Raw genomic sequence first — 26,211 nt, 5'->3', positions numbered from 1 at the left:
TCGTCGCAGAAGGTAAATAGGTGGCCGACTTTTACGCCGCCCGAAGCGGGACTATCCCGCCGCTACCGTGGTAGGTTTTTGCACCGCCGCTCTCACACGCCTGTGTTCCACCGACGATCAACTGGATGGTGGCCGAGGCACCGGCGATCCAATCGAGCAGAAAGGTGTGCCAGTCGATCGACAGCCCGCGTCGCTTTGAGATGTCGCTGCTGATGCGCAGGAACGGAGTATAATAGTCGACGACGGTGCCTTGGATATCAAAGGTCATGGCCTTGATGTCCCTGAATTTGGAGGAGACGTTGGAAGCCAACTGCGAAGACCTCGAAAATGCAGGAGCGGTAAGCGTCGATATCGCGGCAACGGCGAGGAGGCCGCGGCGCGTCGGCGAGAAGCCGGAGCCGTTGGTTTTGACCGTCATGTTGAAAACCTCGAGAGCGAATGAGAATGATTCGTATAGACACATGGCGGATCTGCTTGCGCGATAATGGCTGCGGCCCGAAAACAGTCTTACTAGCGAAGACAACGACCGGTAGTGCCATGCGGATCCGCAGCCACAACGGAGACCGCCGTAAAGCGATCTCCCCATAAGTATGAGGCGAAGGCAAAGTGATCAGCGGCTCTCTACTGTCGCCGCGGCTTTGCGAATGACTTCGAGAACGACTCCCGGCTGTGAAAGCATGGGCACGTGACTGCTCGCCACCTCAGTGACGTTCGCGCCCATCCGATCGGAGACCCAGCGCTGCAGATCGGGATGCACGGTGCGGTCCTCAGTAGCCAGCAAATACCAGCTCGGCTTGGTCCTCCAGGCGACCTGTTCGGCCGTCAGCTTCTGCTGGCCAATTAGCTCTGCATTCGGTGCGAACTGGGTCGCCCAAACTAGCTTTTGTTCAGCCTCTGGCAGGTCGCCTGCAAGCAACTCCGTCCCGCTCGATCGCAACCAAATGCGATTGTCTGCCATTTCGAGATGGCCAAAAATATCAGTCGGATATTTGTTTAGCTGGTCCTGCACGGTCTCGCCGGCGTCAGGAGCGACGGCAGCAATGTACACCAGACCTACAACACGGTCGTCCATTCCCGCACCGGTGACAACAGCGCCGCCGTAGGAGTGACCGACAAGCAGAACAGGACCGCCGACGCGGTTCAGCGTCCGCTTAACGGTTGCAAGATCCTCCTCGTAGGAGTCGAGTCCGTATTGAACCGAGATCACCTCGTGACCATCGGCCTGAAGAGCGGGAATGACTTTGTTGAAGCAAGAACCATCCGCCAAAAGACCGTGACAGAAAGCAATGGTAACCTTTGATGATGCAGACATATTACTTTTCTCTTGATTTGGCCGCGGCTTAGTCGACCGCCCGCTGGCGCGGCGCTCTAGCGCGTAACTCTTTGAACATGTGGCAGAACTTTAAACTGAGGCCGCTCATCATTCCGCCGTGCCGAAACTTCGCGAGGCGCTGGCCAATTCGACTTGGCCTCAGGAACGGATCCAATTTATAGAGCTCGCTGTTTGTAAGCGAACGGCCCGCCATCCGCAGAAATGCCTAGACGGCGGGCCAAGTTGGCGATGACTTGACAAAAGCCCGTCAGAACTGGGTCAAACCACCGTCAATCACCAGTTCTGCGCCGGTTGTGTAGGACGAGTCGTCGGACGCCAAAAACAGAACGGCCTTTGCGAGTTCGGCGGCTTCGCCGAAGCGCTTCAGACCGATCTTCTGCGTGATTCCTGCGGCAACTTCCGAAAGGACGGAATCAGGCAGGCCGATCTTGCCGTAGAACGGCGTAGCAATCGCGCCGGGGCTGACAGCATTGACACGGATACCACGAGGCGCCAGTTCTGCACCCAGGGTGCGGACCAGTGAGCGCGTTGCAGCCTTAGTGGCAGCGAGGATCGAGAGGCCGGGATAACCGATCGTGTTCAGGAACGAAGTGGTGACGATGATGCTACCGCCGTCGGCGATGATCGGAGCCGTCTTCTGGATCGTGAAGAACGTGCCGGTGAAGTTGAGCGCAATGTTTTCAGCAACATATTCTTCGGTTGCCGCTTCGAGAGTTGCGACAGTGGTGGCGCCGGCATTGGCGAATACGACATCGATGCGACCAAACTTCGTGCGGGTTTCTTCGACCGCACGTTCGATATCGGCAACCTTGCGGATATCGGCACGAACAAGAAGAGCCTTGCCGTCAAGTTCCTTGCCGGCTGCGGCCAGACGCTCCTCGTTGGAGCCGACCAGAACGACATTCGCACCTTCCGCCTGGAACAACTTTGCAGTCTCCAGACCGATACCCGAGGTGCCGCCCGTGATGAAAGCGACCTTGTTTACTAGCTTCATTTTTAGCCTCCTAGGCTTTAAAAAGTTAAATAGTGAAAACAACCGCAAGTTCCTTCCTTCGAAATCGTTTTGGCTGACGAGCGGTTTGCTCGAGACGGACAATGCATCTAATTGGAAAGCTGAGGAATTAGCGAAATATGGGAAACATCTACCCGAAAAGTGATTAAATGGGAGGGCCCACGTCTTGTCGGCCGATCAATACCCGACACCCAAATCATAGGTTGGGCAGACAGATAGCGTTGGTGCAGCAATGTCGGTGTGAGCGGATTTCGGTCTTTGATATCGAGGTTATGCGGTTTTTGTCTTGCAGCGGACGGATTTCGGGCGTGTGCAGTCAAGCATGCGATTGAGGATCTCGCAGCCGATGGCAACTTCGGTCTGCTGGGCACCGAAGGAGCGTACCCACAGTCGGTGTCCGATGATCGACTTGTAGCGGCCGATCGCAGTTTCGATCAGCGACCGCTTGCCGTAGCCGGTGGTCGCTTGCCACTTCATCCGCCCCTCGGTCCGGATCGCGGCGCTGTGCCGGTTGCGCTGGCTGTCGATGTCTGTGTCCGAGCGAGCGATCGCGTTGGAGCGCGGGGGAATGACGATGGCAGCACCGGCGCTGTGCCGGCTGACGGCATCATAGGTCGGGTCGCCGGCATAGGCGCCATCGGCCGTGAACTGGCCAATCGGTCCGTCGATCTGATCGAGCAGCGGCTCGACTTGTGAAGCGTCGCCCGCATCCTGATCGGTCATGACGTGAGCGATAATGTCACCGCTGTCAGCGTCCAGCGCCAGGTGCAGTTTGCGCCAGCCCCGACGGGATTTGGTCCCATGCTTGTCTTCCAGCCACTGGCCAGCGCCATAGACTTCGAGCCCGGTGCTGTCGATGAGGACGTGAACGGGTCTCGGACAGCTATGCACTTTCCACCTGTTCGCCGATTGCCTTGTCCGTGCCCGTCGGCTCAATGTCGTGTGATCGGGTACGGCGAGATCCAAGCCCATCAGCTTCAGTACAGATGCCAGCAAGCCCTCCGTCTGACGCAGTCGCAGGCCGAACACCAGACCCAGCGTCAGAGCCGTCTCGATCGCCAGATCGGAATAGCGCGGCTGGCCGCCTCGCGTTGTGCGCTTCGGCGCCTGCCAGGACGACAGCGCTTCTGGCGTCATCCAAAGCGTCAGGCTACCACGCCGGCGCAGGCCAGCATCATATTCCGGCCAGTTCGTCACCTTGAACTTCATCTTGCCGATGCGATGACGGCGGGCGGCATTGTGTTTGAAAGGCATAGGGCAAGAGACCGGTCATTGCGTTCACCAACTACCTACGACCACCCGATTAATGATCCACGCACCAACGTCCCGGTGCACTGATCATGCCGAAGCGCGGATGCGACACCTGGGTGATCATGCCGTTTGCCTCCACCTGTGGGTGTTCCAACAGATTTGCATAAGTCGCAACGGGCGCGCACAGGATATCGGCCTCAGTCAGTTTTTTCAGCCAGTGCGATGTGGATTGGGACCGGAAACAAGGAGCCAGGATGTTCCGCATATCGGTACGATTGGCCACCCGGTCGGACGAGGTACGGAAACGCGGATCATCCTGGATTTCCGGACACCCGAGCTGCACACACAGTCTTTCCCACCTGCCCCCATTATAGGCGGCAACCATGATCCAGCCGTCGGACGTCTCGAAGGCCTCGTTTGGAGCCGAATAGGGCGCTGCGCTGCCGATCCGCTCAGGCAGCACACAGTCTGCAAGATAGTTGGCGATGGAGGAATGCTGCAGCGCCAGCGCAGCGTTGAGAAGGTTCACGTCGAGAAAGCCGCCCTGCCCATCCCGGTTGCGTTGGTGGAGCTTGGCTAGAATAGCCATGGCCGCAACATTGCCGCTGAAGACGTCCACCGCCGGGGCTTGCACCTTCACCGGATCGCCCCCGGCCGAACCGATGATGCTCATCAATCCACTGTCCGCCTGCAGAATGCCGTCCACGCCGGCCTTCCCCGCGTAAGGTCCTGATTGCCCATAGGCGGAAATAGCGCAATAGATCAGCCGCGGATTGTCCTCCGCCACGCGCGCGTAGCCCAAACCCAATCGAGTCATCACGCCGGGACGCATGCTCTCGACCATGACATCAGCCGACGCCGCTAGCCGGCGGGCGACGTCGACACCGCCGGGAGACTTCAAATCCAGGGCAATTCCCTGCTTGTTCCGATTGACGGCGTGAAAAAGTGATGCATCGTCACCGATCCACCCTGGCCCCAGTTTTCGTCCGAGATCTCCTTCCGGAGCCTCGACCTTGATGACCTGTGCGCCCAGATCCGCGAGAAGCATGGTGCAGGTGGGCCCTGCCGCGATCTGTGTGAAGTCAACGACCCTAACACCGCCCAGCGCATGCCTCATGATCGGCCCATCCCATCGTGGATCCCAGGGAACCCATTCAGGGTGCCTTGCACGGACAGGCTCCGGCAAAGCCCGATCTTGACCGTGCGGGAAAGATTTCCGTTTCGTTTGCGGAGCGACATGGCCGCAATTTGGGCATTTCCAGGCACTTGGCTCCTCCCTGAACATCTTGGCCACTACGGCTTTACAGCATCCATTGTGTCGCGCCGCCTGAAGGTGCCGCAACTGAGATTCCGGCAGCGGACAGTTGAGCTCAGATCAACAGCACTGGAGAGGGGAGAATTGGAACGCCTTGCTGGAGTGTCAGGGAAAGGCGGAACCCGGCTTTCCCGATAAGACAAACGAAAACAAAAGAACCAGGTCTGTCAGGCCGGAGTGAAACGAGGATGGGCCGGATTATGCATCCAACAAGAAGCGATGGAGCGCCGGCCCGATGGCAATCGGATCGGATCGCGCGCTTACGCAGCGGCGTACCGCGAATGGGCGATGCACACAACGGCAGCAAATCAAAATCTGATATATCTACGGTTGGCGGCGGAACGTATATCCCAAGGCGCGCGGCATGCCAGGACAGGCCGCAAGCGCTCTTGGGCCTTGATCATTCCGGACGTTCACACACAACCGCGCACGGCTTCTCCCCGGAAACCTGCCGCCCTCGATCCCGGCGGCCGCAGGTGGATGGATCCGGCTGGAGAAGCCTCTGGCCGGATCCGAAAGAGTCTGCTACTTCGCGTCAGCGACGAAAGGCGTCGAGGCATACATGCCGTCTTTCGCCTCGTTGACGCCCATCAGGCCCCATACATGCGTATAATCCGCCTCGGAGGTGGTGTGGCGCTCGGTGGTGTAGTTGGGGTGCTTGTAGATCAGAATGTCCTTCAGCTCGTATCCGGGTGTGCCCGCCTTTTCCAGCACTGCGCGCACCGTGTCGGGATTGGTGTTTCCGGATTTCGCCTGCGCGGTTTCGTAGGCCCATTTCATCAGGTAGACAACGTCGCGCGTGTTGACCGCGGCGGGGTCCAAAGCGCGCTTGTTATCAAGCCGGGTGACGAACTGCCCGACCTGCGGATCAACCTTGCCATTGACACGCGTGGCCGCTGCAACCGTCAGAACATGAAGCTGATCGTGAGTCGTCTCCGGCAGCTCGGTGGCCATGTTGAGATTGGTGATACTGGAAAGATCGGTAAAGAGCGGCACTTTCCAATTCAACGTCTGCAGCCCGACCATGGCGACGCGAAGGTTGTTCTGCGCCGGACCGCCGAAGAAGAGGCGATCCGCACCCGCGGCGCGCAGGCTCTGCAGCTGGGCGGACAGGTCCTTGACCTCCGCGCCGAACTTCTCATAGCCGACAACCTCCATGCCGAGGGCCTTTGCCTGTTTTTCGAACTCGTCGGCGGTCGCGATGATCGCAGGGTTGGTATTGACCAGGATGCCGACTTTCTTGCCCCCGTCCTTCTTGATCGCGACCGCAAGCGCGTCGGCGCGCGCATTGGCGGTATCGCCATACTGGAAGCTGTAGGGAAATTTCGTCGCGTCACCCACCGCCGGCGCACCGGCATTGGTTACCGTGATGATCTTTTCGCTGGACGTATAGGGCAGGATCGCCAGAACCAGTCCGCTGATGGCATCGGGATACATCACGTCAATCTTGCCGTCGCCGACCAGTTCGCGCGCCGCAAGCAGGGCGCGTCCCGGATTTGAACCGTCATCCCGAACCTCGATCTTGACCGGACGTCCGAGGATGCCTCCCTTTTCATTCACCTCGTTCACGGCCGTTGTCAGCGCCGCCTCTAGCAGACCGCCGACGCCGGCATAGGCTCCGGTCTTGGAGAATATGGCGCCGATGACAAAGGGTTTCTTTTCCTCGGCATGAAGGCTGCCAGCCGCAACACCGAGCGAGAGCGCGAGCGCCGCGCCGGCGATGCATGCCTTACTAAGAAGCAATTTCATTTCTTCCTCCCTGTTGTTCGCTGTCCGAGCGATTGGTCTTGCTGGCTGCAACCCGGCCGAGGTCGATCCAATAGGTGCGCTCGGCGAGACCGCGCAGCCATGCCTCGTGCTGTTCGACGACGACGACCATGACGCCGTCCGCTGCAAAAGTTGAAATGGCGCGAAAGACGCTGGCGGCCACGGTCGGCGCAAGCCCGGCGGACGGCTCATCCAGCAAAAGCATGTCAGGCCGCGACGCGAGCCCGCTGGCCAGTGCAACAGCTTGACGCTGGCCGCCGCTCAACAGGGCGACCTTCCGATCTTCGAGACCGGAAAGCAGCGGGAAGCGCTCCAGGATCGTCGCCATCGACACCGGCTCGCGGCCCCGGATGCCGGCAAGACGGGCTCCCAGCGCAATGACCTCGGCGACGGAAAGGGATTTTGGAAGGATCGCGCCTTCCCGGACCAGCGAAATGCCTGCCCGCGAAATCTGCCAGGAGGATTGGCTGCCGATGTCACGTCCATTGAGGGTTGCGTGTCCCGTCTGCTTGCGCAGCACACCCGCAATCGACTTCAGCAGAGTCGTCTTTCCCGCTCCATTGCGCCCAAGTACGCCGACCACCTCGCCGGGTCCGACATGAAAATCAATATCCCACAGGACCCGCGCCTGGCCATACCACGCGGAGCACTGTTCGATCCGGTAGCCTGTCGCCTTATCCATCGGCTATACCTCCTCGTCATGGTCCGCGGTTGGATACTGGTCGATATAATCGCGCAGAATGGTCGGCTGCGGCTCGCCGTCGCGCCAGCGCGCAGCGATCAGCCCGTCGTCCAGCAGCGCGATCTCGTTGCAATATTCCTGCACGAAGGACACGTTGTGCTCCACCAGCACGACGCTGACGCCCTCTGAATTGAGGCGGCGGAGAGTTTCGCCCAGCTTGAGCTTTTCGGCCCTGTTCAGCCCCGCCGCCGGCTCGTCGAGCAGGATCAGGTGCGGATCGGCGGCGATCGCGCGGGCCACCTCGACGATACGCTTGAGACCCAGAGGCAGGTCGTCAGCGTCGGCCCCGACCAATTCGGGAGCAAGTCCAACACGCTGAAAGGCATGCAGTGCACTCTGTTCAATCTCGCGATACCGCCTGCGTTCGCTTGGCAAACGCAGGAGCGCACCCAACAGTCCCTTCCGGGTTTGCCCCACGCCGCCAATCATGATGTTTTCCAGAACGGACGCATCGCCGATCAGCTGCGGCATCTGAAACGTGCGGCCGACACCCATGCCGCCCACCGCATACATCGGCAGGCCGGTTACATTACGCCCATCGATGGCGATCGATCCGGATTTCGCCTGCACGGCGCCGCAGATCGCGTTCAGTATGGTAGACTTACCCGACCCATTCGGCCCGACGAGCCCGCAAAAGGTGCCGCGCTGCAGCTGAAGATTGGCGCCTTTGACCACGGTGTGGGCTCCAAAGGCGATGGTGAGCCGCTTGATGTCGACGACTGGCGCGTTGGCGTTTCCGGATGACGCATGGCGCCGCAGGGGTGTGATTGAGGAGGGCCGCACGTCCGTCATCCGGCCCGACATCCAGTTGCGGATGCTCTTGCCGGTGCTGCGCGCGACACCATTCGGGAAGGCGACAACGCCAATCATCAGCATCAGTCCAAGGGCTACGGCGTTGTAGCTGCTGAAGGGACCGACCCAGAAGCTGAAACCCGCCAGCAGTCCGACGCCGAGGACGGGTCCCCAGAGCGTGCCTGCCCCGCCCAGCACGACGCCGGTCAGGATGAGCAGTGTCAGGTTCATGTCATAGTTGCCGGGATTGGCGAACATTTCGGCGTTCACCATCAGGAAGCCGGCGAGGGACGCCGGAACGGAGGCGAGCACGAAGACCACCATCCTGATGCGTGTCGGATTGATGCCGCAGGCCTGGGCCGCATAGAAAGAGTCCCGGCAAGCGGTGAGCATCAGACCCCAGGTGGAGCGGCGAAGGTTGTCCACCACCAGCCACAAGCCGGCGAAGACAACCACGGCCAGCACATAGATCATGTTGAAGCTGAAGTTGACGCCGAGCAGGTTAAGCCCGGTGATGCCGACGAGACCGTTCTCTCCGCCGGTCCAATCTTCCGCCATGACGATCAGGTATGGCATGGCGAGCACTGCAAACATCGACACGAGGCCGAAATACCAGCCGCGAACACGCAGGCTTGGCAGCATCAGGAGCACGCCGAAACCGGTTCCCACGCCGAGCGAGGCCGCCAGATTCACGATACCGGGCGTACCGAGATAAACATTCAGCATGCCGGATGTATAGGCGGAAACGGCCATGATCGCCGCGTAGCCCAGCGCGAGTTCGCCCGCCAGGCCAAAGGCGATATTGAATCCCAGGGCGACGATGAGATAGAAAACGGCGTTGCTCAATCGGGCGATCGTATAGGAGTCCCCGAACAACGGGGGCAGGATTGCCAGCGCCGCCGCCACTACGGCGACCCCGCTCAGCGATATCCGGTCGAGCCGGCGGCGCACGGAGCGGAAATGGGCATGGGCATGGGCCAGGGCTTGGCCGGCCGAAAGGAAGGTGGCTTCCACGTTCATATCTCCCGCGCGCCCTGTGCGCCAAACAATCCCATCGAACCGGCAAGACCGGACGGCCTGACCAAGAGAACCAACACGACTGCGATCCAGACCGAAGGCACCGGCGCGTTGGGCCCGCCGACCAGGGGCGACAGGCCCACGATCAATCCGACGACCAGGCTTCCGATGACGGTGCCGCCGAAGCTGCCAAAGCCGCCGATCGCCATGCCTGCAAAACCGAAAAAGGCAAGATCATTTGCGCTGTTGACGCTTGCTGCGACGATGGGAGCAACGAGAAATCCGGCCAGCATGGAGACCGCGCCGGCGAGGCTGAATGTAATTGCCACGACCTTGCGGGTGTCGATCCCGAACAGACCCGCGCCTTCGGGATCTTCAAGCGTGGTGCGGAAGACGTGTCCCAGCATCGTGCGGCGCATTGCGATCTGGATTGCCGCAACGATTAGCAGGCCGCAAAGAGCCTCGACCAGGTAGATCGGCCGCAATGGCATACCCGCCAGCAGGATCGGGTTGTCGGTGACGAAAGACGGAACGAACCGGGAGTCACCGCCAAAGAAAGCCGCCGTCGCGCCATTGGACGCCGTTCCTAGTCCGATCGTGGTCAGCAAGGTGACATGTGTCAGCGAATGCGCCCGCGTCGCGACCGGAAGAACCGCGACGATGTAGGTGACAAGCCCGAGGGCTAGCCCGATCAGGGTGACCAGGGCGGCGGTGCTCAAGGCGCTGAACCCGTAGACCTGTCCGACGATGTAGGTTGCGATCGTCCCCAGCATGACCAGCGTGCCCTGCGCAAAATTGAAGACGCCGCTCGCCGCAATGACGAGCGTAAAGCTGGTGGCAACCAGTGTGTAGATGCTGCCCAAGGCCAAGCCCGAGACAATTGCAAGGATGATAGCGGTCGAATCCATGCAGCCTCCCCCCATAAAATTCATTTGCCGCGGCCCCAAGCAGGACCGCCTCCTCCTGTAAGGCACTCTGCTTCAGGGGTATATTTTTGTCAATATAGAAAAATGATTTCTCTAATAGAATAGACAGGCGGCGGTGGTTCGAGCGCAATCCCTCGTTCGAAGGGTTGAAGTAACCGAATTCTATGGATATTCCGTAGTAACGCCTTCCAGGGGACAGCCACGAAGGTTGGTCCGAGGACATCGCGCGGGAAGGCCAGATCAGACCCTTAATTGTAGTCGGAAGCTTCGTCGGCAAGCTGGCTCAACGCAAAACTGATCTCGTCGATCTCCTGTTTGGAGAATTCGACACCCGCCTTGACGATTGAAATCGCGCGCCAAATCGCCCCCCCTCGGAAGACGATGGTGGAAAACATCGAGAACCCGGCGACAAAATTTCCGAGATCGATTCCGATCCCAGTTTCCCGCGCTGTCGCGACCTGCCTTCGCCATGAGGCGAAATCAGGCGCCGAGGCCCACTTGAGCTTGTCGAATCGGCGCTTCAATTCGGCTTCCGAAAGGCCTGAACGCGCAGCAACGCAACGGCCCAGCGCGGCCACAAGCGTCGGGACCCTCCGGCCCATTTCGATATGGATGCTCAGCAAGCCCTCGACTTTTGCAATCCCGGTGACGACGAAATGATCTTCGTTGTCGGGCTGCAAAACCAGCGCCGTACACTGGAAGCGCTCCGAGAGCCTGGCGAGCTTCGGCTGGATGTCGCGCAGGAAACTGTCCTTGCTCAGGACCTGACGCGCCAGCACGAGGATGCCGGGCCCGAGGATGTATTTCTTGCCGCCGCGCCACTGCTGGACGAAGGATGCCGCCTCGAGGGCGCGCAGCACATGAAGGCATGTGCTGGGATTGAGATCGAGTCGCTTGGCAATCTCGGTGACGCCGAGCGGCATCGTTTCGCTTGCGAGAAGCTTGAGGATGGAAAGCGCCCTGTCGACAGCCGGTGCCCGCGAGGCCTTGCTGTCGTCGCCGATGACGTCGTCATCGTCCGGCGGACTGGAAATTGCTTGATCGCGCGCCGGTCTACTGTCGTGTTTCTGATCCATTTCGTCCCCTGAATATTGCACAGATAGAATGAAGGGGCGATCATTGCAATCCATCTTGTGTCCTGGATGCACCGGAGCGGCCTGCTGGGGTCAGTGCCGGTCTCGAAACAGCGCATCGCCGATAATGTGCTTCATCACTTCGGAGGCGCCGCCTGCAATCTTGCTGACGCGCGAGTCGACGAACAGACGAGCGATCGGCGTTTCCTGCATGTAGCCCGCTCCGCCAAAGAGCTGCATGCATTCATCGACGGCACGCCACTGCAGATCGGTCGCAAAGAGCTTGCCCTTGGCCGCCTCCACCGCGTCAAGCTCCCCGGCAGAGTAAAGCGCGATCTGCTTGTCGGCGAGCGCCCGGCCGGCTGCCACGAGGGCCGACAGCTCGGCAAGCTTGAAACGGGTGTTCTGCAAATCGCCCAGCACCCCCTGGAAGGCGCGTCGCTGACTGGTGTGTTCCACCGTCATCTCGATAGCCCGCTCGGCCACGGCAATGCCGCGAATTGTCTGCGTGAGCCGCTCGCGTGCGAGCTTGGTAATCAGCATGCCGAAGCCGCCATTTTCGCGGCCGAGCAGGTTTGCGACCGGCACACGGACCGAATCGAAGAACAGTTCGCAGGTGTTTTGCGATGGGATGCCGATTTTCTTGAGGGGCCGGCCGCGGCCGAGACCCCGCCGGTCACCCTCGACCAGGATAAGCGAGATGCCTCTGCCTCCGGCCGAAGGGTCGGTCTTGCAGGCGACCACCATCAGGTCGGCGATGCCGCCATTGGTGATATAGATCTTCTGCCCGGAGATGACATATTCGTCGCCCTCGCGGACTGCGCGGGTGGCGATCGACTTCAGGTCGCTCCCGGCTGCCGGCTCCGTCAGCGCCAGCGAGCCGACGATCTCGCCTGCCACCATTTTCGGCAACCAGCACTGCTTCTGATCCTCGCTCCCGAAGCTGTCGATATAGGTCGCCATCATATCGGAATGGACGGTAAAGCTGCCGCCCGCGCCAAGCAGCCCGGCGCGCGCCATCTCCTCGATAACCACGACGTTAAAGAGGAAATCTCCGCCCGGACCACCGTATTCCTCGGCAATGTCGCAGCACAGGATGCCGGCATTTCCGGCGGCCCGCCAGCTTTCGCGGTCTACGCCGTCCGTCTCCGCCCAGACGGATTCCTTCGGCGCAAGCTCGGCGGCAATGAACCGCCTGATCTGGTCGCGAAACTCGGCATGGTAGGAATCGAAGATTGGCCTGTCCATTTTGTCTCATCTCTCCTGCGGAAGAAGAATAATTTTCGGAATTTCGGCCGTGCCAGCCGCAATCTGGTCGAATGCGAGCGGCCCGGCGCCGATCGGCCGGGTTTCATACCAGCCAAGCCGTCCCAGGCGGCCGCTGCCGAGGGCTTTGACGACGTCTGCGAACTCTTCGGCCGTATAACAATAGGCGCCCGCGACCGCCAATTCGTCCATGAGGATCTTGCGGTCGTCGAGCCCTCCGCCAAAATGCAACACGCCGACGCAAATGATCACCCCTCCGCGACCCGCCATCCGGCAGGCCGCGGCGCGGCTTTCCACGGAACCTACGCAATCGATCACCAGATCGACGCTGTCCCGCGCAGGCCCGCCAGGACCGTCGGGGGCATATACGACAATATCGCTGAGCGCCTCCTTCTCGGCTCGGGTACGGCGTACCGCGTTCGGTTCGCACAGATAGAGCCGGTTGGCGCCGTGCAAGCCGAGAACAAGCTCTGCGCAAAGGCCGATCGGCCCGCCACCGATGACACAGGCGATTGCCTTGTCGAGTGGCTTGCGGAGTGCCTTGAGACCCAGTTTGACAGCATGCCACGACACCGCCATCGGCTCAGCCAGCGCTGCCTCGGCGATAGGCATTCCGGCGGGGAGCACGGTGAGATTGCGCGGCGGGATCGCTATATATTCGGCAAACGCGCCCGGCCGCGGATCGCGCGAAATAATCTGACGGTTCCGGCAAAGCTGCGTATGCCCGGCGCGACAGAAGTCGCATTCGTCGCAGGTGACAAGCGGATTGACAGCCACACGCTCACCGGCCCGCGCGCCACTGACGACAGTGCCCGCCGCCTCGTGTCCCAACACGGTCGATGGAGGCCGGGTCGGATCCTTTCCATGATAGACATGCATGTCGGACCCGCAGATGCCGCAGGCCTCGATGCGTACCAGCAATTCCTCCGAGTTCGGCACCGGCACCGGTTCGTCACGGACCTCCATCCGGTGTGGTCCGGCATAGACAAGAGCGCGCATGATCGACCCCGTCAAAGTTGCGATTCAGGCATATGGACCCTGAGCCCGGCCAGCGCCTCGGCCATCACGATCTGGCAGCTCAGCCGGCTGGTCTCGCGGCGATCGGTGGCGGTGAGATCGAGCATGACATCCTCCGTGTCGCCGATCTCTCCGGTTTTCTCGAAAAAGTCGGGTTCGACGAAGACATGGCACGTACCGCAACTCATGGACCCGCCGCATACGCCGACAATCTCCTGTATGCTCTGGCGGGTTGCCGCCTGCATGAGACTTTCACCGGTCTTTACGTCGATCGCGATTTCCTCGCCTGAATGTCGGACAAATATGACGTTTGGCATCACCCCTCCCGGACCTTGGTCGCCGCCACTTGACGAATAGCCTAGACTAGTTCAACATATTTTCAATATAAAATGTAAATTCTTTATATAGAATTTTTGGCTGGTTTGGGATCTGTGCATGGATCCCCATGGGAGGAGTAGCCATGACAGACAATACCCCGACGGCATTGGCCGATCCGCCAACGCTGGATGTCGATCCCTTCGCGGACGAGATCGTCGACAATCCCCATCCGTTCCACGAGATACTGAGGGACGCGGCACCCGTCGTCTGGGTGCCTCTCTACAATGTCTATGCGACCGGCCGCCACGAGGAGGTCCGCACGATCATGTCGGACTGGCAACGCTTTTCCAACGAAGCGGGCCTGGGCATGTCGGACATTCGCGAGCCCGGCTCCTGGCGCGATCCAAGCCCGATCGCCGAAGTCGATCCGCCCCGGCACACCAAGGTGCGCCAGACTCTCAACCGCATCATCTCGCCGAAGGTTTTGCGGCAATGGCGCGAGGACTTCGTGGAGGAGGCGGAACGCGTCGTGTTGCGCGCCATTGAAAAGTCGGACATCGACGCGGTGGCCGACCTGATCGAGCCCTACCTCCTGAAGGTTCTTCCCGACGCTCTCGGTGTTGACATGCCGCGTGACAACTTCCTGCTGATCGGCGAAATGAACTTCAATCAGATCGGCCCCAACAACGAGCGTACCAAGGCCTCCGTCGCGCGCGCAGCCGGCATTCTCCCCCTCTACGCGCACTTTGCCAGCCGCGAGGCTGCAAAGCCAAGCGGATTTGCCGAACAGATCCACCAGGCCGAAGCGGACGGCGATTTCGAGCCGGGGACCGCGGGGCCGCATGTCCGTTCCTTCCTGCGCGCGGGCGTCGACACGACGATCGCGGCCATTGGACATACGTTGCACCAACTTGCCCGCAATCCGGCTGCCTGGTCTCTCGCCCGGCAGGACCCGGCCGTCATGAAGGTCGCCTTCGAGGAAGGCATGCGTATCGACACGCCCTCTCAGGTGCATTTCCGCCTGATCGTCGAAGATACGGAACTCTCCGGGATGCTGCTGAAGAAGGAGCGCAAGATCATGGCCTTCCCGAATTCCGCCAATACCGATCCGCGGCGATGGAACGATCCCTACAAGTTCGACCTCGAGCGCAAGGTAACGGGCCAGCATACCGCGTTCGGCTACGGGCCGCATGTCTGCGCCGGACAGATGATCGCCCGAATGGAAGCCGAAAGTCTGCTGGGGGCGCTGGCCAGACATGTCGAGCGCCTCGAATTGCTGATCGACAACCCGAAGATCAGGCGCAACAACGTGCTGCACACGCTCGACACATTGCCCTTGCGGCTTGTCGCGGCATGACGCGCATCGGCGCGACTGGGCCCCTCCCGGCCGCGCCATGATCACACGGGTCCCCCGGTGGTGTGCCGCATCAAGGCAGCGTAGTCGATCTGGCCGTCCTCGACTTGAATGTCAAAGCTGGTGAGAAGCCGGCACACCATGACATAGAAGGCGCAGGTCATCCCGAGCTCCAGCGCTGCCTGGTCGCCCGCCAGCGCGCGCACACGGTCCAGCGTGACAGGGTCGGCCGGACCGACGGCCATTTCGCCAGCCATCGCGAGCCCAGTTGCGTCAAGTTCCTCCATGCCCATCGGATCGCCGGTGCGAGCCGCCCTCAACTGCGCCTCGGTCAGTCCGACCGCGCGACCGATCCCTTCGTGATGATAAGTCTCGTAGCGGGCCTCCAACAGGTATCCGATCCGCAGAATCGCGATCTCGCGCAGCTTCGGGTCCAGGCTGCGGGAGATGCGCATGGCATGCTGCATAGCGACCATGCCCGGCAGCGCCCCGGGAAGGGCGGCCACGAGATGAAAAAGGTTGCGAGGCACATCCCGCAAGATTGCTTGCGATGCTGCGTCGAGGCTTGAAATCTCGGTATAAGGTATGCGCGACACGGTATCCCCCACGGCGGCGAAGCCCCAATAAATTCTCTATGTAGAATTTGATTTTACTATATACAATTTACGTTGACAAGATTTTCGCCGCCGTCAATAGTGCACACACGAAGAGGACGCGCCGCTGCGGGCAAACCACGCGGCCCAAGGGAGAGACATGCCGATGCATGACGGCACCACAACTGCGATGCATTTCCAGGGCGATTTCATGTTTTCCGACGTGATACGTCATGGCGCGCGTTTCTCGCCGAGGCACCCCGCCGTCATCTGCGGCAACACCGTTCTGACCTGGAGCGAACTCGAACTCGAGACCCGCAAGGCGGCCAACGCCTTGATGGATGCTGGCATCGTCAAGGGCGACAAGATCGGTCTGCTCCTGCCCAACGGCATTCCCGCCTTTGTCGCCTATTGGGGTGCGGTCCGCATGGGGGCTGCGACCGCCGCGATCAGCCCGCTCAACGCAGGCGATGCGCTGGCCGCGATGCTCAACAATTCGGAATCGAAACTTCTGTTCACCGATCAGGCCGGCTTGGAGCTTCTCAAGCCGAAGATGGCGGAACTGGAAATATTGACGGCCAGCGACATCCTGGTTTTCGGCGCCTCGCAAGGGCTTCGCGATGCCCAAGTCTTCATCAATGCCGGACGGCTGGATGAAGTCGACGTGCCGGTTTCGGGCAATGACACCATCAACATCGTCTATTCCTCCGGCTCCACCGGCACACCCAAAGGGATCGAGGTAAGCCACCTCGCCCGCCATCACTATACATTCGGTATGCCGGTGCATTTCGGAATGGGGCCCTTTTCCGTGGCCCTGGTTTCCACACCCTTCTACACGAACGGCACCTGGGCGATGCTGAGCGCTGCGATGTTTCGCGGCGCGACGCTGGTTCTGATGCCGAAATTCTCCTCGACCGCGTTTCTCGAAGCGGTCCAGCGCTGGCGCTGCACCCACTCCTTCATGGTGCCTACCCAGCTCTCGCGCATCATCGCGGACCCGAATCTGGCGAGCTACGACACCTCTTCCCTGAAAGTGATCGAAAGCGCCGGGCAGAAACTCATGGAAGCGGCGCGCAAGAAGGCGGAAGATGCGCTTCCATACACAGCCATCTGGGAAGTTTATGGTACCTCCGAGGGCTTTGCGACAGTGATCGGCCCCGAGGATCGGGAACGCGGCAAGACCGAATCCGTCGGCCGTCCGATGATGCTGGACGACATCAGGATCGTTGGTCCGGACGGCGAGGAATTGCCGACCGGCGAGATTGGCGAGATCTGCGCCTACGGGATCGGCCTGATGAAAGGCTATTACCGCGCGCCCGAAAAGACCGCCGAGCAGGTGTGGATAGGCCCGCGCGTCCGCACATTCACCCGGTCCGGCGATCTCGGCTACCTTGATGCCGACGGTTACCTCTATCTCTCGGGCCGCCTCAAGGACATGATCAAATCGGGAGGGCTGAACGTTTTCCCATCCGACATCGAGCAGGTCCTTTCAGGCCATCCCTCGGTGCGCGAGGCCTGTGTGGTCGGCGTTCCGCATGCAGAGTGGGTGGAAACGCCCTTTGCCTATGTGATTCTTGCCGATGGAGCCGCCGAGACCGCCGACGAGCTGACGGCTTGGGTCAACGAACGCGTCGGAAAATTCCAGCGCATCGCGGGCTCCCACATCATGCCGGATTTTCCTCGCGTAGCTTATGGCAAGGTGGACAAACCTGCCCTGCGCAAGCTGTTTTCCACACTCGGCCTCGGCCCATACTAAAATACGGAGTTCCCATGCAGTATCCCGACTACAAGAGCCTGAAACTGGATTGGCCGGCCGAACATGTCCTGCGCATCACCATGTCGCGCGGCAAGGTCAATGCCATGGACTACGATCTGCACCATGACATCGCGCAGATTTGGCGGCTCATCGACCGCGACCCGGATGTCAACTGCGCGATCGTAACCGGCGAAGGCACGTACTTCTCCGCCGGTGGCGACTTTGCCGTCGACGGCAGGATCGCGGGCGATTTCGACTTCATGATCGAGATGATGAAGGACGCGAGGGAAATCGTGGAGAACATGATGACCTGCTCCAAACCGATCATATCGGCGATCAACGGCCCGGCCGCAGGCGGCGGTCTGGCCGTCGCCCTGATGGCCGATATCAGCATCGGGGCAAAATCCGCCAAGCTGGTCGACGCGCATACCCGCCTCGGCGTCGCCGCCGGCGATCATGCCGCGTTGATCTGGCCGCTGATGTGCGGAATGGCGAAGTCGAAGCTCTATCTCTTCACCTGCGATCCGCTTTCGGCCGAAGAGGCCGAGCGCATCGGTCTTCTGTCGATGTGTGTCGATGACGACAAGCTGATGGAGACGGCTGTCGCGCTAGCCGCCCGCCTTGCCATGGGCGCCCCGACGGGCATCCGCTGGACCAAGAATGTGATGAACCAGTGGTACCGGCAGGCGTGGCCGATCTTCGAAGCGTCCGTTGCCTATGAAAATCTCGGCTTCTTTGGGCCGGACCTTCCCGAGGGAATGCAATCCCACGTCGAAAAGCGCGAGCCGAAGTTCAATCCTCGCTCTCCCCTTTAGTCCCGCGCATCAACTGACGCGCATTGCACATAATGAAGGACAGATAAATGTCAGACGAGGTATTGAGAGAAGATTTCGGCAAGGTCAGCCGCCTGACACTGAATCGTCCCGATCGGCTGAATGCGATCAACGATGCATTGCGCGGCGCGTTGGAGGGACATCTGCGCGACATCGCCAGAGACGACGGAATCAGCGTGGTCATCATTCGCGGCGCCGGACGGGCATTCTGCTCGGGTTACGACCTGAAGGCGCTGCCCGGCAATTCGACCGAAAGCTCAGCCTATTATCAAGGCGGCGCGGCAGTGACGGCCGACCGCGAAAGATTGCGGGAAACCGCCGAGCGCCTGATGTGGCTATGGAATTTCCCCAAGCCGACGATCGCGCAGGTGCATGGCTATTGCCTGGGCGGCGGCGGCGAGATGGCGGCAATGTGTGACATCACGATCTGCGCCGACACGGCCAAATTCGGCCATCCGGCCGGGCGGGCCGTGGGCATCCCGGTGACGCTGGCGCTCTGGCCCCTGAAGATGGGGCTGCAGAAAGCCAAGGAATACATGTTTACCGGGGATTTCATTCCCGGCCCCGAGGCTCGGGAGCTTGGCCTCGCCAACCGGTGTGTGCCCCAGGACCGCCTCGATGAGGAAGTCATGGACTATGCCCAGCGCGTTGCAATGGTACCGCTGCCGGCGCTCTCCATCCACAAGCACGTCGCCAACCGATGGTTCGAGGTGCTTGGTGTGCGCACGATGATGGCCGAAGGCGTTGAGTTCGATGTGCTCTTCCACCAGACGTCGGCCGCGACCGATTTTGCCAAACTCGTCCAGGTCGAAGGACTGCAGAAAGCGCTGGACCTCAGGGACGGACCCTTCCGGCGCCCGAAGTTGGAGCCTCAGCCGCAAGAGGACGTCAGCAATGCCTGAGAACGCCACAAGAAGTGACGTCTTGGTCGTTGGAGCCGGTTTTGCGGGACTCTACGCCATTTACAAGCTCCGCAAGGATGGACACAACGTTCTCGCGCTGGAAGCCGGAGATGGCGTCGGCGGGGTCTGGTACTGGAACTGTTATCCGGGTGCGCGTTGCGACATCGAGAGCCTGCAATATTCCTACACTTTCGATCCGGAACTGGTGAAGGAATGGGACTGGACCGAGCGTTACGCCCAGCAGCCCGAGATCCTCTCCTATGCCCGGCATGTGGCCAGGCGCCACGATCTGGAACGGCATATCCGCTTCAACACCCGTGTCTCTTCCGCCCGGTTCGACGCGGGCGCGAACGAATGGCATGTCGTCACTGTGCAAGATGAGCTCTTCGCCTGCCGCTATCTGGTCATGGCAACCGGCTGCCTGTCGGAAGGCCAGGTGCCCGATCTTCCCGGGCTTCACGACTTCAAGGGACCCATTTATCACACCGGCGCCTGGCCCAGAGGCAAGGTCGATCTCAATGGCAAGCGCGTCGCGATCATTGGAACCGGATCGTCCGGGATCCAGACAATTTCGACGGTAGCAAAGGAAGACGTGCAACTGACTGTCTTCCAGCGCACGCCGAACTTCAGCGTGCCAATGCGCAACCGCCCGATGACGCAGGACGTGCTGAGCGACTGGCGCGCGAAACATCAGGCCCACGTGCGAGACCTCTACGCCTCCAAGTCCGGCCAGCTCTTCGACATTAACGCAGTCCCTGCCGCCGAAATGACAGCAGAACAGCGCAAAGCGGCACTCGAAGAGCGCTGGGCCTTTGGAGGCCCGTCCTTCACGCGCACGTTCACCGATCTTTTGACCGACGAGACTGCCAATTCGTACGCTGCCGATTTCGCCCGCGACAAGATCCGAGAAATCGTCAAGGACCCGCAGACGGCTGCAGACCTTTGCCCCACTGACCACCCGCTTGGAACCAAGCGTATCTGCGTGGATCTGGAATATTTCCAGACCTATAATCGACCCAATGTGAAGCTGGTCAACCTGAGGCGCGAACCGCTCGAACGCATCGCAGAAAATGCAGTGGTCACGACAGCCGGCAGCTATCCGGCCGACGTCCTGATCCTCGCCACAGGTTACGACGCGGTGACCGGCGCACTGCTGAAAATCGATATTCGAGGCCTTGGCGGCGACAGCCTTCACGATGCCTGGCAGGAAGGCCCGCGGACCTATCTCGGACTCATGTCGGCGGGCTTCCCCAATCTGTTTATGATCACGGGACCGGGCAGCCCGTCGATCGCGGTCAACGTGATCCTGGCGATCGAGCAACATGTCGATTGGGTTGCGCGCTGCCTCCGCGACCTCAAGGCCTGCGGTGCAACCCGCATCGAGGCAGAGAAGACAGCACAGGACAAATGGGTGGAGGCGGTCCGCGAAGAAGCAGACAAAACACTGTTTCCGAAGGCAAACTCCTTTTATGTCGGGGCCAATATCCCCGGTAAGCCGCGCGTCTTCCTGCTTTATCTCGGCGGCCTCGCGGCCTATGGCGAAATCTGTACCCGGGTTCGCGACAACGGCTATCGTGGCTTCGTGATCGAAAACGTGGCCGCGCGCAAAGAGGCGGCCGCAGCATCATGAGCCTGCCGGCGATCCACAACGAAGCCAGGGCAGCCCAGATCGATCTCGTTCGCGCCTGGGCCGTTGAGGTCGGCGTGCCACCGTGGGTCGAACAGACCCGGGAGGAGCAACACCGCTTTTTCGGCCTGTCGCAGGGTCTGAAGATGACCGGACCGGCTGCAGAAATGGCGTCGGTTCGCACCATGGAAATCGCCACGAGGCGCGGTCCCCGTTCCGTCCGGCTTTACCAGTCGAAGTCTGCGATTCAGGATACGTTGCTGATTTACGTGCACGGTGGCGGTTACGTTCTCGGCAACCTTGACGCGGTAGATTCGGAAGTACGGCGCATTGCCGATAGCACCGGGCTTCCGATCGTGTCGATCAGCTACCGCCTCGCGCCGGAACACCCTTTTCCCGCCGGCATCGATGACGTCGAGGATATCCTTGTGCAAATTGCCGATGGAGCGCTGGGGTTTAGGACGCGGCGCATTGGGATGCTGGGTGTCAGCGCGGGGGCCGGTATCGCTACGGCTGCCCTGCGCCGCCGTCTTCTTGCCGGCCACCGCGACATATCGATGATCGCGCTTTTCAGCCCGTGGCTCGATGCGACCCTCTCGAACCCGTCGGTAGAACTCTACGGGACCGGCTATTTTCAGGAGTCGGCGCAACTCTTCAGCTTTCGCCAATCCTATGTGCCGCAAGGAACCGATCACGCTCATCCAGAACTCTCACCCGCCCGGGCGCCGCTCCCGGACAGCTGGCCGGCGACGATCATTCTCGCGGCCGAACTCGATCCTCTCGCCGACGACTCCGCCTTGATGTCGCGCCGGGTGTCGGAGGGCGGCGCGCCCTGCGAAACGCGGTTTGCCAAGGGCATGTTGCACGGCTTTCACACCTGGTGGCAGCGCATTCCCGCCGCCAAGGCCGACATCGACTGGGCCGACGAAAGGCTTCGCAAATGGGCGCACGGTGGCGCATGAGCGATACGGTCGCCATGAACCGCTTCCGGCTTGCCGTGCCGGACGGGACCTTGGACGACCTGCACAACCGCCTGCGCCGTACGCGCTGGCCGCAGACCTATCGATCAAAGCCCTGGGCAGAGGGAACGGAAGAAGGCTATCTGCGCGATCTTTGCGCCTATTGGGCGAACGGTTACGATTGGCGCGCCCGGGAGGCGGAAATCAACCGCCTGCCGCAATTCGTGACCAAGTTGGGCGGGCGCGATCTGCACTTCGTCCATGTTAAAAGCCCGCATCCCGGAGCCGCGCCACTCCTCATCACCCATGGCTGGCCCGGCTCCTTTCTGGAGATGCGCGATCTGGTACCTTTGCTCACCGATCCCGCCGACCCCCAAGATGCATTTAACGTCGTGGTGCCCTCGATCCCCGGCTACGGTCTCTCCGAAGCACCCGCCGCGCCGGGCACAAGCCCGGAGGCGATCGGCTCGATCTTCGTGAGCATGATGGAGCGGCTAGGCTATTCCAGGTTCTTCGCGCAGGGTGGCGACTTTGGTGCGACGATCAGTTGCTGGATCGCGAGGCGTCATGCCGACAGGCTGACCGGTCTGCACCTCAATCTTCTGCCGGGTACATTGCGCCCCTCGCGAGACGATATCGACCGTCAGCCGTTGACGACGGCCGAACAGCGATTTGTCGCCGCCAGCGCGCAATTCGCAGAAGACGGTTCGGGCTACATGCACATGCATCGCACGAGACCACAGACGCTCGCCTATGGACTCACGGACTCGCCCGTGGCCCTTGCCTCCTGGATCATCGAAAAATTTTTTGCCTGGAGCGACTGCAACGGAAATCTTGAGCAGGTCATTCCCAGGAATCTGCTGCTCGACAACCTAACACTCTATTGGGTGACCAACACCATTGCTTCCTCGCTGCGACTCTACCGAGAGCATGCCCTGGCGCCGCTCCTGCTCAATCAGGGCGAGAAGATCACAACGCCAACGGGCTATGCCGTGTTCCCGCGTGAAATCAGTCTGCCGCCGCGGGAAATGCTGCAGAGGTCCTTTTCGGATCTGCGCCGCTACACCGAAATGCCGCGAGGCGGCCATTTCGCCGCCATGGAACAGCCGAATGCGTTGGCCGCCGAGATCAAGGCCTTCTTTCGACCGCTACGCGCCGCACTTTTGTAGACAAAAAACCGCCTGAGCGCGGAGAAAGGGTGAATTGCATGATCCCCAGGGTACTTGAAGGGCACCTTGCCCTGGTAACCGGCGCGGCGCAGGGCAACGGGCTGGGTATCGCCCGTGGCCTCGGCCAGGCTGGAGCCTCGGTGTTCCTGACCGACGTGCAGGCCGAGAGGGTTCTGGAGAGCGCAGCGATGCTCCGCGATGAGGGGATCGAGGCCGAGGGACACCACCTTGACGTTACCGACCCGGGGGAAGCGACTGAACTTGCAGCAACGCTTGGCGCAAGAGGCAAGAAGATTTCGATACTCGTCAACAATGCTGGCGTCCTCTTTCGCACCGGGCTTGGCGATGCCGACGGACCGGAGGTCTGGCGCAAGACGCTCGATATCAACCTGACTGGTGCCTTTAATGTCAGCTATGCATTTCTACCCGCTCTGAAAGAAACGAAAGGCGCCATTCTCAACATATGTTCGATCACCTCGTTCCTCGGTCATCGCAACGGTGCCTATGCCGCCTCGAAGGGAGGATTAAAGCAACTGACCCAGTCTCAGGCCTTCGAGTTCGCAGAATTCGGCATCCGGGCCAATGCCATCGCCCCAGGGATCATTGACACCGATATCAATTCCGACCTGCGCTCCAATCCGGCTGCACTGAAAAGATGGATGCCACGGCTACCCATGGGCCGGACCGGACGCCCGGACGAACTGGCGGGGGCAGCAGTCTTTCTTTGCTCGGACATGGCCGCCTATATCACGGGCGTGACACTGCCGGTCGACGGCGGCCTCCTCGCGGTCTGAGGAGCAGAATATTTCCGAAACGACGCGTAAGGAGCTGATCAACCATGGCGACACGGCGCTTGCCGTCACGTTTTTCAATGGGCGCAGGACGAGCGACATGTTCAGCGCGCCATCACATTATCAGCAGGCCCTTTCCGAGCGCCCCGACGACCTTCGCCAGAAGGGCGATCAGGACATCCTTGTCCTTGCCGACAATTTCGTCGAGACGGCGGTCATGTTCCCGCGCGAATGCATGAAGGCGCGAATGCATCTTGCGCCCCTCGTCCGTAAGGCGAACGCTGTAGCTGCGCTGATCGTCGGGATTCTGTCGTCTTTCGATCAGGCCGCGAACGGCAAGCCCCTTCAGTGTCGAGGTCAGTGTCGATCGATCGCGACCGCATACCTTGCTCAGGTCCGAGGGAGTCAAGCCGTCATATTCGGAGAGAATCGTGAGGATGGAATACCAGCCCGGTTTCAGGTCGGTTTTTTCAAGCGATGCGTTGAATGCCTGAAATGACGCTTCCTGGGCCACACGAAGGTGATAGCCTATGACATCCTTGAATGCCGCCGGAATGAGAATGTCGCCCTCATTCTGGCCGGGCACCTCCCCGATGGACTTGGCGGATACTTTCACGATGGCTCTCCGAATTGACCTCAGAACGGATAGTGCTGCTGCGGATCTTCGATCGTAATCCACCGCAAGTCTGTGAATTCAGCAATCGCGGCCCGCCCTCCGAAACGACCATAACCAGATGCCTCAAGACCGCCAAACGGCATCTGTGCTTCATCGTGAACTGTCGGACCATTGACATGGCAAATCCCGCATTCGATTCTGGAGGCAACGACCATCGCGCGCTCCACATTGCGGCTGAAGACCGCCGATGACAGACCGTATTCCGTATCGTTGGTGACGCGGATTGCCTCTTCGTCGCCGTTGACACGCATCACGTTTTTGGCCGGACCGAAGGATTCTTCGGAATAGATGTGCATGTCAGGCGTAACGTGATCGAGAAGCGTTGCTTCCATGATCGGACCATTACGTTTGCCGCCCGCAACCAGGGCTGCATCCTTTGCAACCGCGTCATCAACCAATTCCTGAACACGTTCGGCGGCTTCAGGCGTCACCAGCGGACCAAGGACGACATTTCCGCGCGGATCTCCGGCCGGCAGCATCTTTGCCTTGGCCGCGAGTTTCTCCACGAAAGCGTCGGCAATCCTTGCGTCAACGATGATCCGCTCGGTCGACATGCAGATTTGACCCTGGTTCATGTAAGCGCCGAATGCGGCTGCATTCACAGCAGCGTCGATGTCGGCGTCATCGAGAACGACGAATGGTGCCTTGCCGCCAAGCTCCAGCAGAACCGGCTTGAGCTGCTCGGCCGCAAGCTTAGCGATGATCTTGCCGACGCGGCTTGAGCCGGTGAGATTGATGCGCTTGACGGCCGGATGGGCCACCAGTGCCTCAACGATCCTGGCGGCATCCGCTGGCGCATTTGTAACCACATTGACAACCCCTTGGGGATGCCGGCTTCTCGCAGGACATGGCCAATGAGACGACGCTTGCCGGGACACATTTCAGACGCCTTGAGGATGACCGTGTTGCCGCAGGCGAGCGATCGCACGCGTACAAAAGATGACGGGTGCGTTCCAAAGTGCGATGCCAACACAACCGCCTGCCGCCTGGCGCACCCCCATCGCGAGCGTTCCCGGCTTGTCGGATGGAATGATTTCGCCCGCGATTTGCGTCGTCATAGCAGCTGCCTCGCGCAGGACATTGGCTGCAAACATCGTATTGAAGCTTCCCCAGGGGGCCGTCGCACCAGTCTCCGCCGTCATGAGGCGGGTGAATTCGCCGGCTTTGGAGTCCATGATGTCGGCGGCCTTCAGGAGCGGCTTGCGGCGCTCACCGGGACCCGTCGCCGACCACAGCGGGAATGCTGCTGCGGCTGCGGCGGCCGCTGCGTTTGCATCTGCAGGCTGACCGGCAGCAGCCTTGGTTGCGACTGCGCCGGTCACAAGATCCAGGCGCTCGTAAGTTCCGCCCGCCAGTGCGGCGCGGTCTTCGTTGTCGATCAAAAGCTGAATGTTATCCATTGTTACCCTCCTCCGTTCCTTTGGCACCCATTCCGGTCTGCCCAGACGTCCAAGAAAGATGCGCCACGGTATCCGCAGGTTTATTCAGCACCAACGCCTGTGGGCACGGAGCATATCCGTCCTCCCCCAACCCGGCAAGAAAGTTTGATATCAAAATATTTGATGACAAACTACCTGGTTATTGGTATCAATCACGGCTTACGCATCGGCGTTTGCCGGCGCCGCGACTGAGAGCGGCGGTGCAAAAACCTACCACGGTAGCGGCGGGATAGTCCCGCTTCGGGCGGCGTAAAAGTCGGCCACCTATTTACCTTCTGCGACG

At 60.6% G+C, this 26,211-nt stretch carries 23 protein-coding genes and 1 pseudogene; 8 read left to right on the top strand and 16 right to left on the bottom strand.

Annotated elements, in window-relative coordinates:
• Positions 1–31: 31 nt before the first annotated feature.
• From ABID16_RS23080 to ABID16_RS23020, 13 genes are all read right to left on the bottom strand, one after another.
• The gene (locus tag ABID16_RS23080) at positions 32–418 is read right to left on the bottom strand and encodes a hypothetical protein (protein WP_354558734.1); all 387 of its coding nucleotides are present in this window, start codon (positions 416–418) and stop codon (positions 32–34) included.
• A 192-nt stretch (positions 419–610) separates the two neighbouring features.
• Positions 611–1,312, bottom strand: a complete 702-nt coding sequence (locus ABID16_RS23075; protein ID WP_354558733.1) for an alpha/beta fold hydrolase — start codon at positions 1,310–1,312, stop codon at positions 611–613.
• A gap of 268 nt (positions 1,313–1,580) precedes the next feature.
• Positions 1,581–2,327 carry an SDR family oxidoreductase gene (locus ABID16_RS23070; protein WP_354558732.1) on the bottom strand — a complete coding sequence of 249 codons (747 nt, stop codon included), beginning with the start codon at positions 2,325–2,327 and terminating at the stop codon, positions 1,581–1,583.
• Positions 2,328–2,615: 288 nt separating this feature from the next.
• Positions 2,616–3,599, bottom strand: a complete 984-nt coding sequence (locus ABID16_RS23065) for an IS5 family transposase (RefSeq protein WP_354558731.1) — start codon at positions 3,597–3,599, stop codon at positions 2,616–2,618.
• Between the two features lie 49 nt (positions 3,600–3,648).
• On the bottom strand, positions 3,649–4,713 hold the full coding sequence (locus ABID16_RS23060; protein WP_354558730.1) for a CaiB/BaiF CoA transferase family protein: 1,065 nt from the start codon (positions 4,711–4,713) through the stop codon (positions 3,649–3,651).
• Between the two features lie 723 nt (positions 4,714–5,436).
• The gene (locus ABID16_RS23055; RefSeq protein ID WP_354558729.1) at positions 5,437–6,660 is read right to left on the bottom strand and encodes an ABC transporter substrate-binding protein; all 1,224 of its coding nucleotides are present in this window, start codon (positions 6,658–6,660) and stop codon (positions 5,437–5,439) included.
• Complete coding sequence (locus tag ABID16_RS23050) at positions 6,644–7,360, bottom strand: ABC transporter ATP-binding protein (RefSeq protein WP_354558728.1); 717 nt, start codon at positions 7,358–7,360, stop codon at positions 6,644–6,646. Before ABID16_RS23050 ends, ABID16_RS23055 begins: the two co-directional genes overlap by 17 nt.
• A 3-nt stretch (positions 7,361–7,363) precedes the next feature.
• Positions 7,364–9,226 carry a branched-chain amino acid ABC transporter ATP-binding protein/permease gene (locus tag ABID16_RS23045; protein WP_354558727.1) on the bottom strand — a complete coding sequence of 621 codons (1,863 nt, stop codon included), beginning with the start codon at positions 9,224–9,226 and terminating at the stop codon, positions 7,364–7,366.
• A gap of 2 nt (positions 9,227–9,228) precedes the next feature.
• A complete protein-coding gene (locus ABID16_RS23040) occupies positions 9,229–10,137 on the bottom strand; it encodes a branched-chain amino acid ABC transporter permease (RefSeq protein ID WP_354558726.1) in 909 nt (302 codons plus the stop codon).
• Between the two features lie 266 nt (positions 10,138–10,403).
• Complete coding sequence (locus ABID16_RS23035; RefSeq protein WP_354558725.1) at positions 10,404–11,231, bottom strand: IclR family transcriptional regulator; 828 nt, start codon at positions 11,229–11,231, stop codon at positions 10,404–10,406.
• A 90-nt stretch (positions 11,232–11,321) separates the two neighbouring features.
• Entirely contained in the window at positions 11,322–12,476 is a 1,155-nt protein-coding gene (locus ABID16_RS23030) for an acyl-CoA dehydrogenase family protein (RefSeq protein WP_354558724.1), read from the bottom strand.
• Between the two features lie 6 nt (positions 12,477–12,482).
• Entirely contained in the window at positions 12,483–13,493 is a 1,011-nt protein-coding gene (locus ABID16_RS23025; protein WP_354558723.1) for an alcohol dehydrogenase catalytic domain-containing protein, read from the bottom strand.
• A gap of 11 nt (positions 13,494–13,504) precedes the next feature.
• Positions 13,505–13,828: a 2Fe-2S iron-sulfur cluster-binding protein gene (locus ABID16_RS23020; RefSeq protein WP_354558722.1), complete on the bottom strand. Its 324-nt coding sequence runs from the start codon at positions 13,826–13,828 to the stop codon at positions 13,505–13,507.
• A 143-nt stretch (positions 13,829–13,971) separates the two neighbouring features.
• On the opposite strand from ABID16_RS23020, the gene ABID16_RS23015 reads away from it, so the two are divergent.
• Positions 13,972–15,186, top strand: coding sequence for a cytochrome P450 (locus ABID16_RS23015; RefSeq protein ID WP_354558721.1), 1,215 nt, complete (start codon positions 13,972–13,974; stop codon positions 15,184–15,186).
• 41 nt (positions 15,187–15,227) lie between these two features.
• Here the strand turns inward: ABID16_RS23015 and ABID16_RS23010 are convergent, their stop codons facing one another.
• Positions 15,228–15,779 (bottom strand): carboxymuconolactone decarboxylase family protein, encoded by a 552-nt coding sequence (locus ABID16_RS23010; protein ID WP_354558720.1) that lies wholly within the window; start codon positions 15,777–15,779, stop codon positions 15,228–15,230.
• Between the two features lie 157 nt (positions 15,780–15,936).
• Here ABID16_RS23010 and ABID16_RS23005 point away from each other — a divergent pair, with 157 nt between their 5' ends.
• Genes ABID16_RS23005 through ABID16_RS22975 form a run of 7 tightly spaced genes read left to right on the top strand, consistent with a single transcriptional unit; the run spans position 15,937 to position 23,816 of the window.
• Positions 15,937–17,532, top strand: a complete 1,596-nt coding sequence (locus ABID16_RS23005; RefSeq protein ID WP_354558719.1) for a class I adenylate-forming enzyme family protein — start codon at positions 15,937–15,939, stop codon at positions 17,530–17,532.
• A gap of 14 nt (positions 17,533–17,546) precedes the next feature.
• A complete protein-coding gene (locus ABID16_RS23000; protein ID WP_354558718.1) occupies positions 17,547–18,347 on the top strand; it encodes an enoyl-CoA hydratase/isomerase family protein in 801 nt (266 codons plus the stop codon).
• Between the two features lie 47 nt (positions 18,348–18,394).
• Positions 18,395–19,267 (top strand): enoyl-CoA hydratase-related protein, encoded by an 873-nt coding sequence (locus ABID16_RS22995; RefSeq protein ID WP_354558717.1) that lies wholly within the window; start codon positions 18,395–18,397, stop codon positions 19,265–19,267.
• Between the two features lie 22 nt (positions 19,268–19,289).
• Complete coding sequence (locus ABID16_RS22990) at positions 19,290–20,897, top strand: flavin-containing monooxygenase (protein ID WP_354558716.1); 1,608 nt, start codon at positions 19,290–19,292, stop codon at positions 20,895–20,897.
• On the top strand, positions 20,894–21,856 hold the full coding sequence (locus ABID16_RS22985) for an alpha/beta hydrolase (RefSeq protein ID WP_354558715.1): 963 nt from the start codon (positions 20,894–20,896) through the stop codon (positions 21,854–21,856). Before ABID16_RS22990 ends, ABID16_RS22985 begins: the two co-directional genes overlap by 4 nt.
• Positions 21,853–23,022 (top strand): epoxide hydrolase family protein, encoded by a 1,170-nt coding sequence (locus tag ABID16_RS22980; RefSeq protein ID WP_354558714.1) that lies wholly within the window; start codon positions 21,853–21,855, stop codon positions 23,020–23,022. Before ABID16_RS22985 ends, ABID16_RS22980 begins: the two co-directional genes overlap by 4 nt.
• Positions 23,023–23,060: 38 nt before the next feature.
• A complete protein-coding gene (locus tag ABID16_RS22975; RefSeq protein WP_354558735.1) occupies positions 23,061–23,816 on the top strand; it encodes an SDR family NAD(P)-dependent oxidoreductase in 756 nt (251 codons plus the stop codon).
• 112 nt (positions 23,817–23,928) lie between these two features.
• On the opposite strand, the gene ABID16_RS22970 is transcribed toward ABID16_RS22975, so the two are convergent.
• Positions 23,929–24,429 carry a MarR family winged helix-turn-helix transcriptional regulator gene (locus ABID16_RS22970; protein ID WP_354558713.1) on the bottom strand — a complete coding sequence of 167 codons (501 nt, stop codon included), beginning with the start codon at positions 24,427–24,429 and terminating at the stop codon, positions 23,929–23,931.
• A gap of 20 nt (positions 24,430–24,449) precedes the next feature.
• Positions 24,450–25,889: pseudogene (locus ABID16_RS22965) on the bottom strand (aldehyde dehydrogenase).
• Between the last annotated feature and the right edge of the window lie 322 nt (positions 25,890–26,211).

It is taken from the genome of Limnomicrobium aquaticum, from assembly GCF_040545545.1.
In the GTDB taxonomy this organism is placed as follows: Bacteria; Pseudomonadota; Alphaproteobacteria; order Rhizobiales; family Rhizobiaceae; genus Ensifer_A; species Ensifer_A aquaticum.
This window is presented reverse-complemented; position numbering and strand designations above follow the sequence as displayed.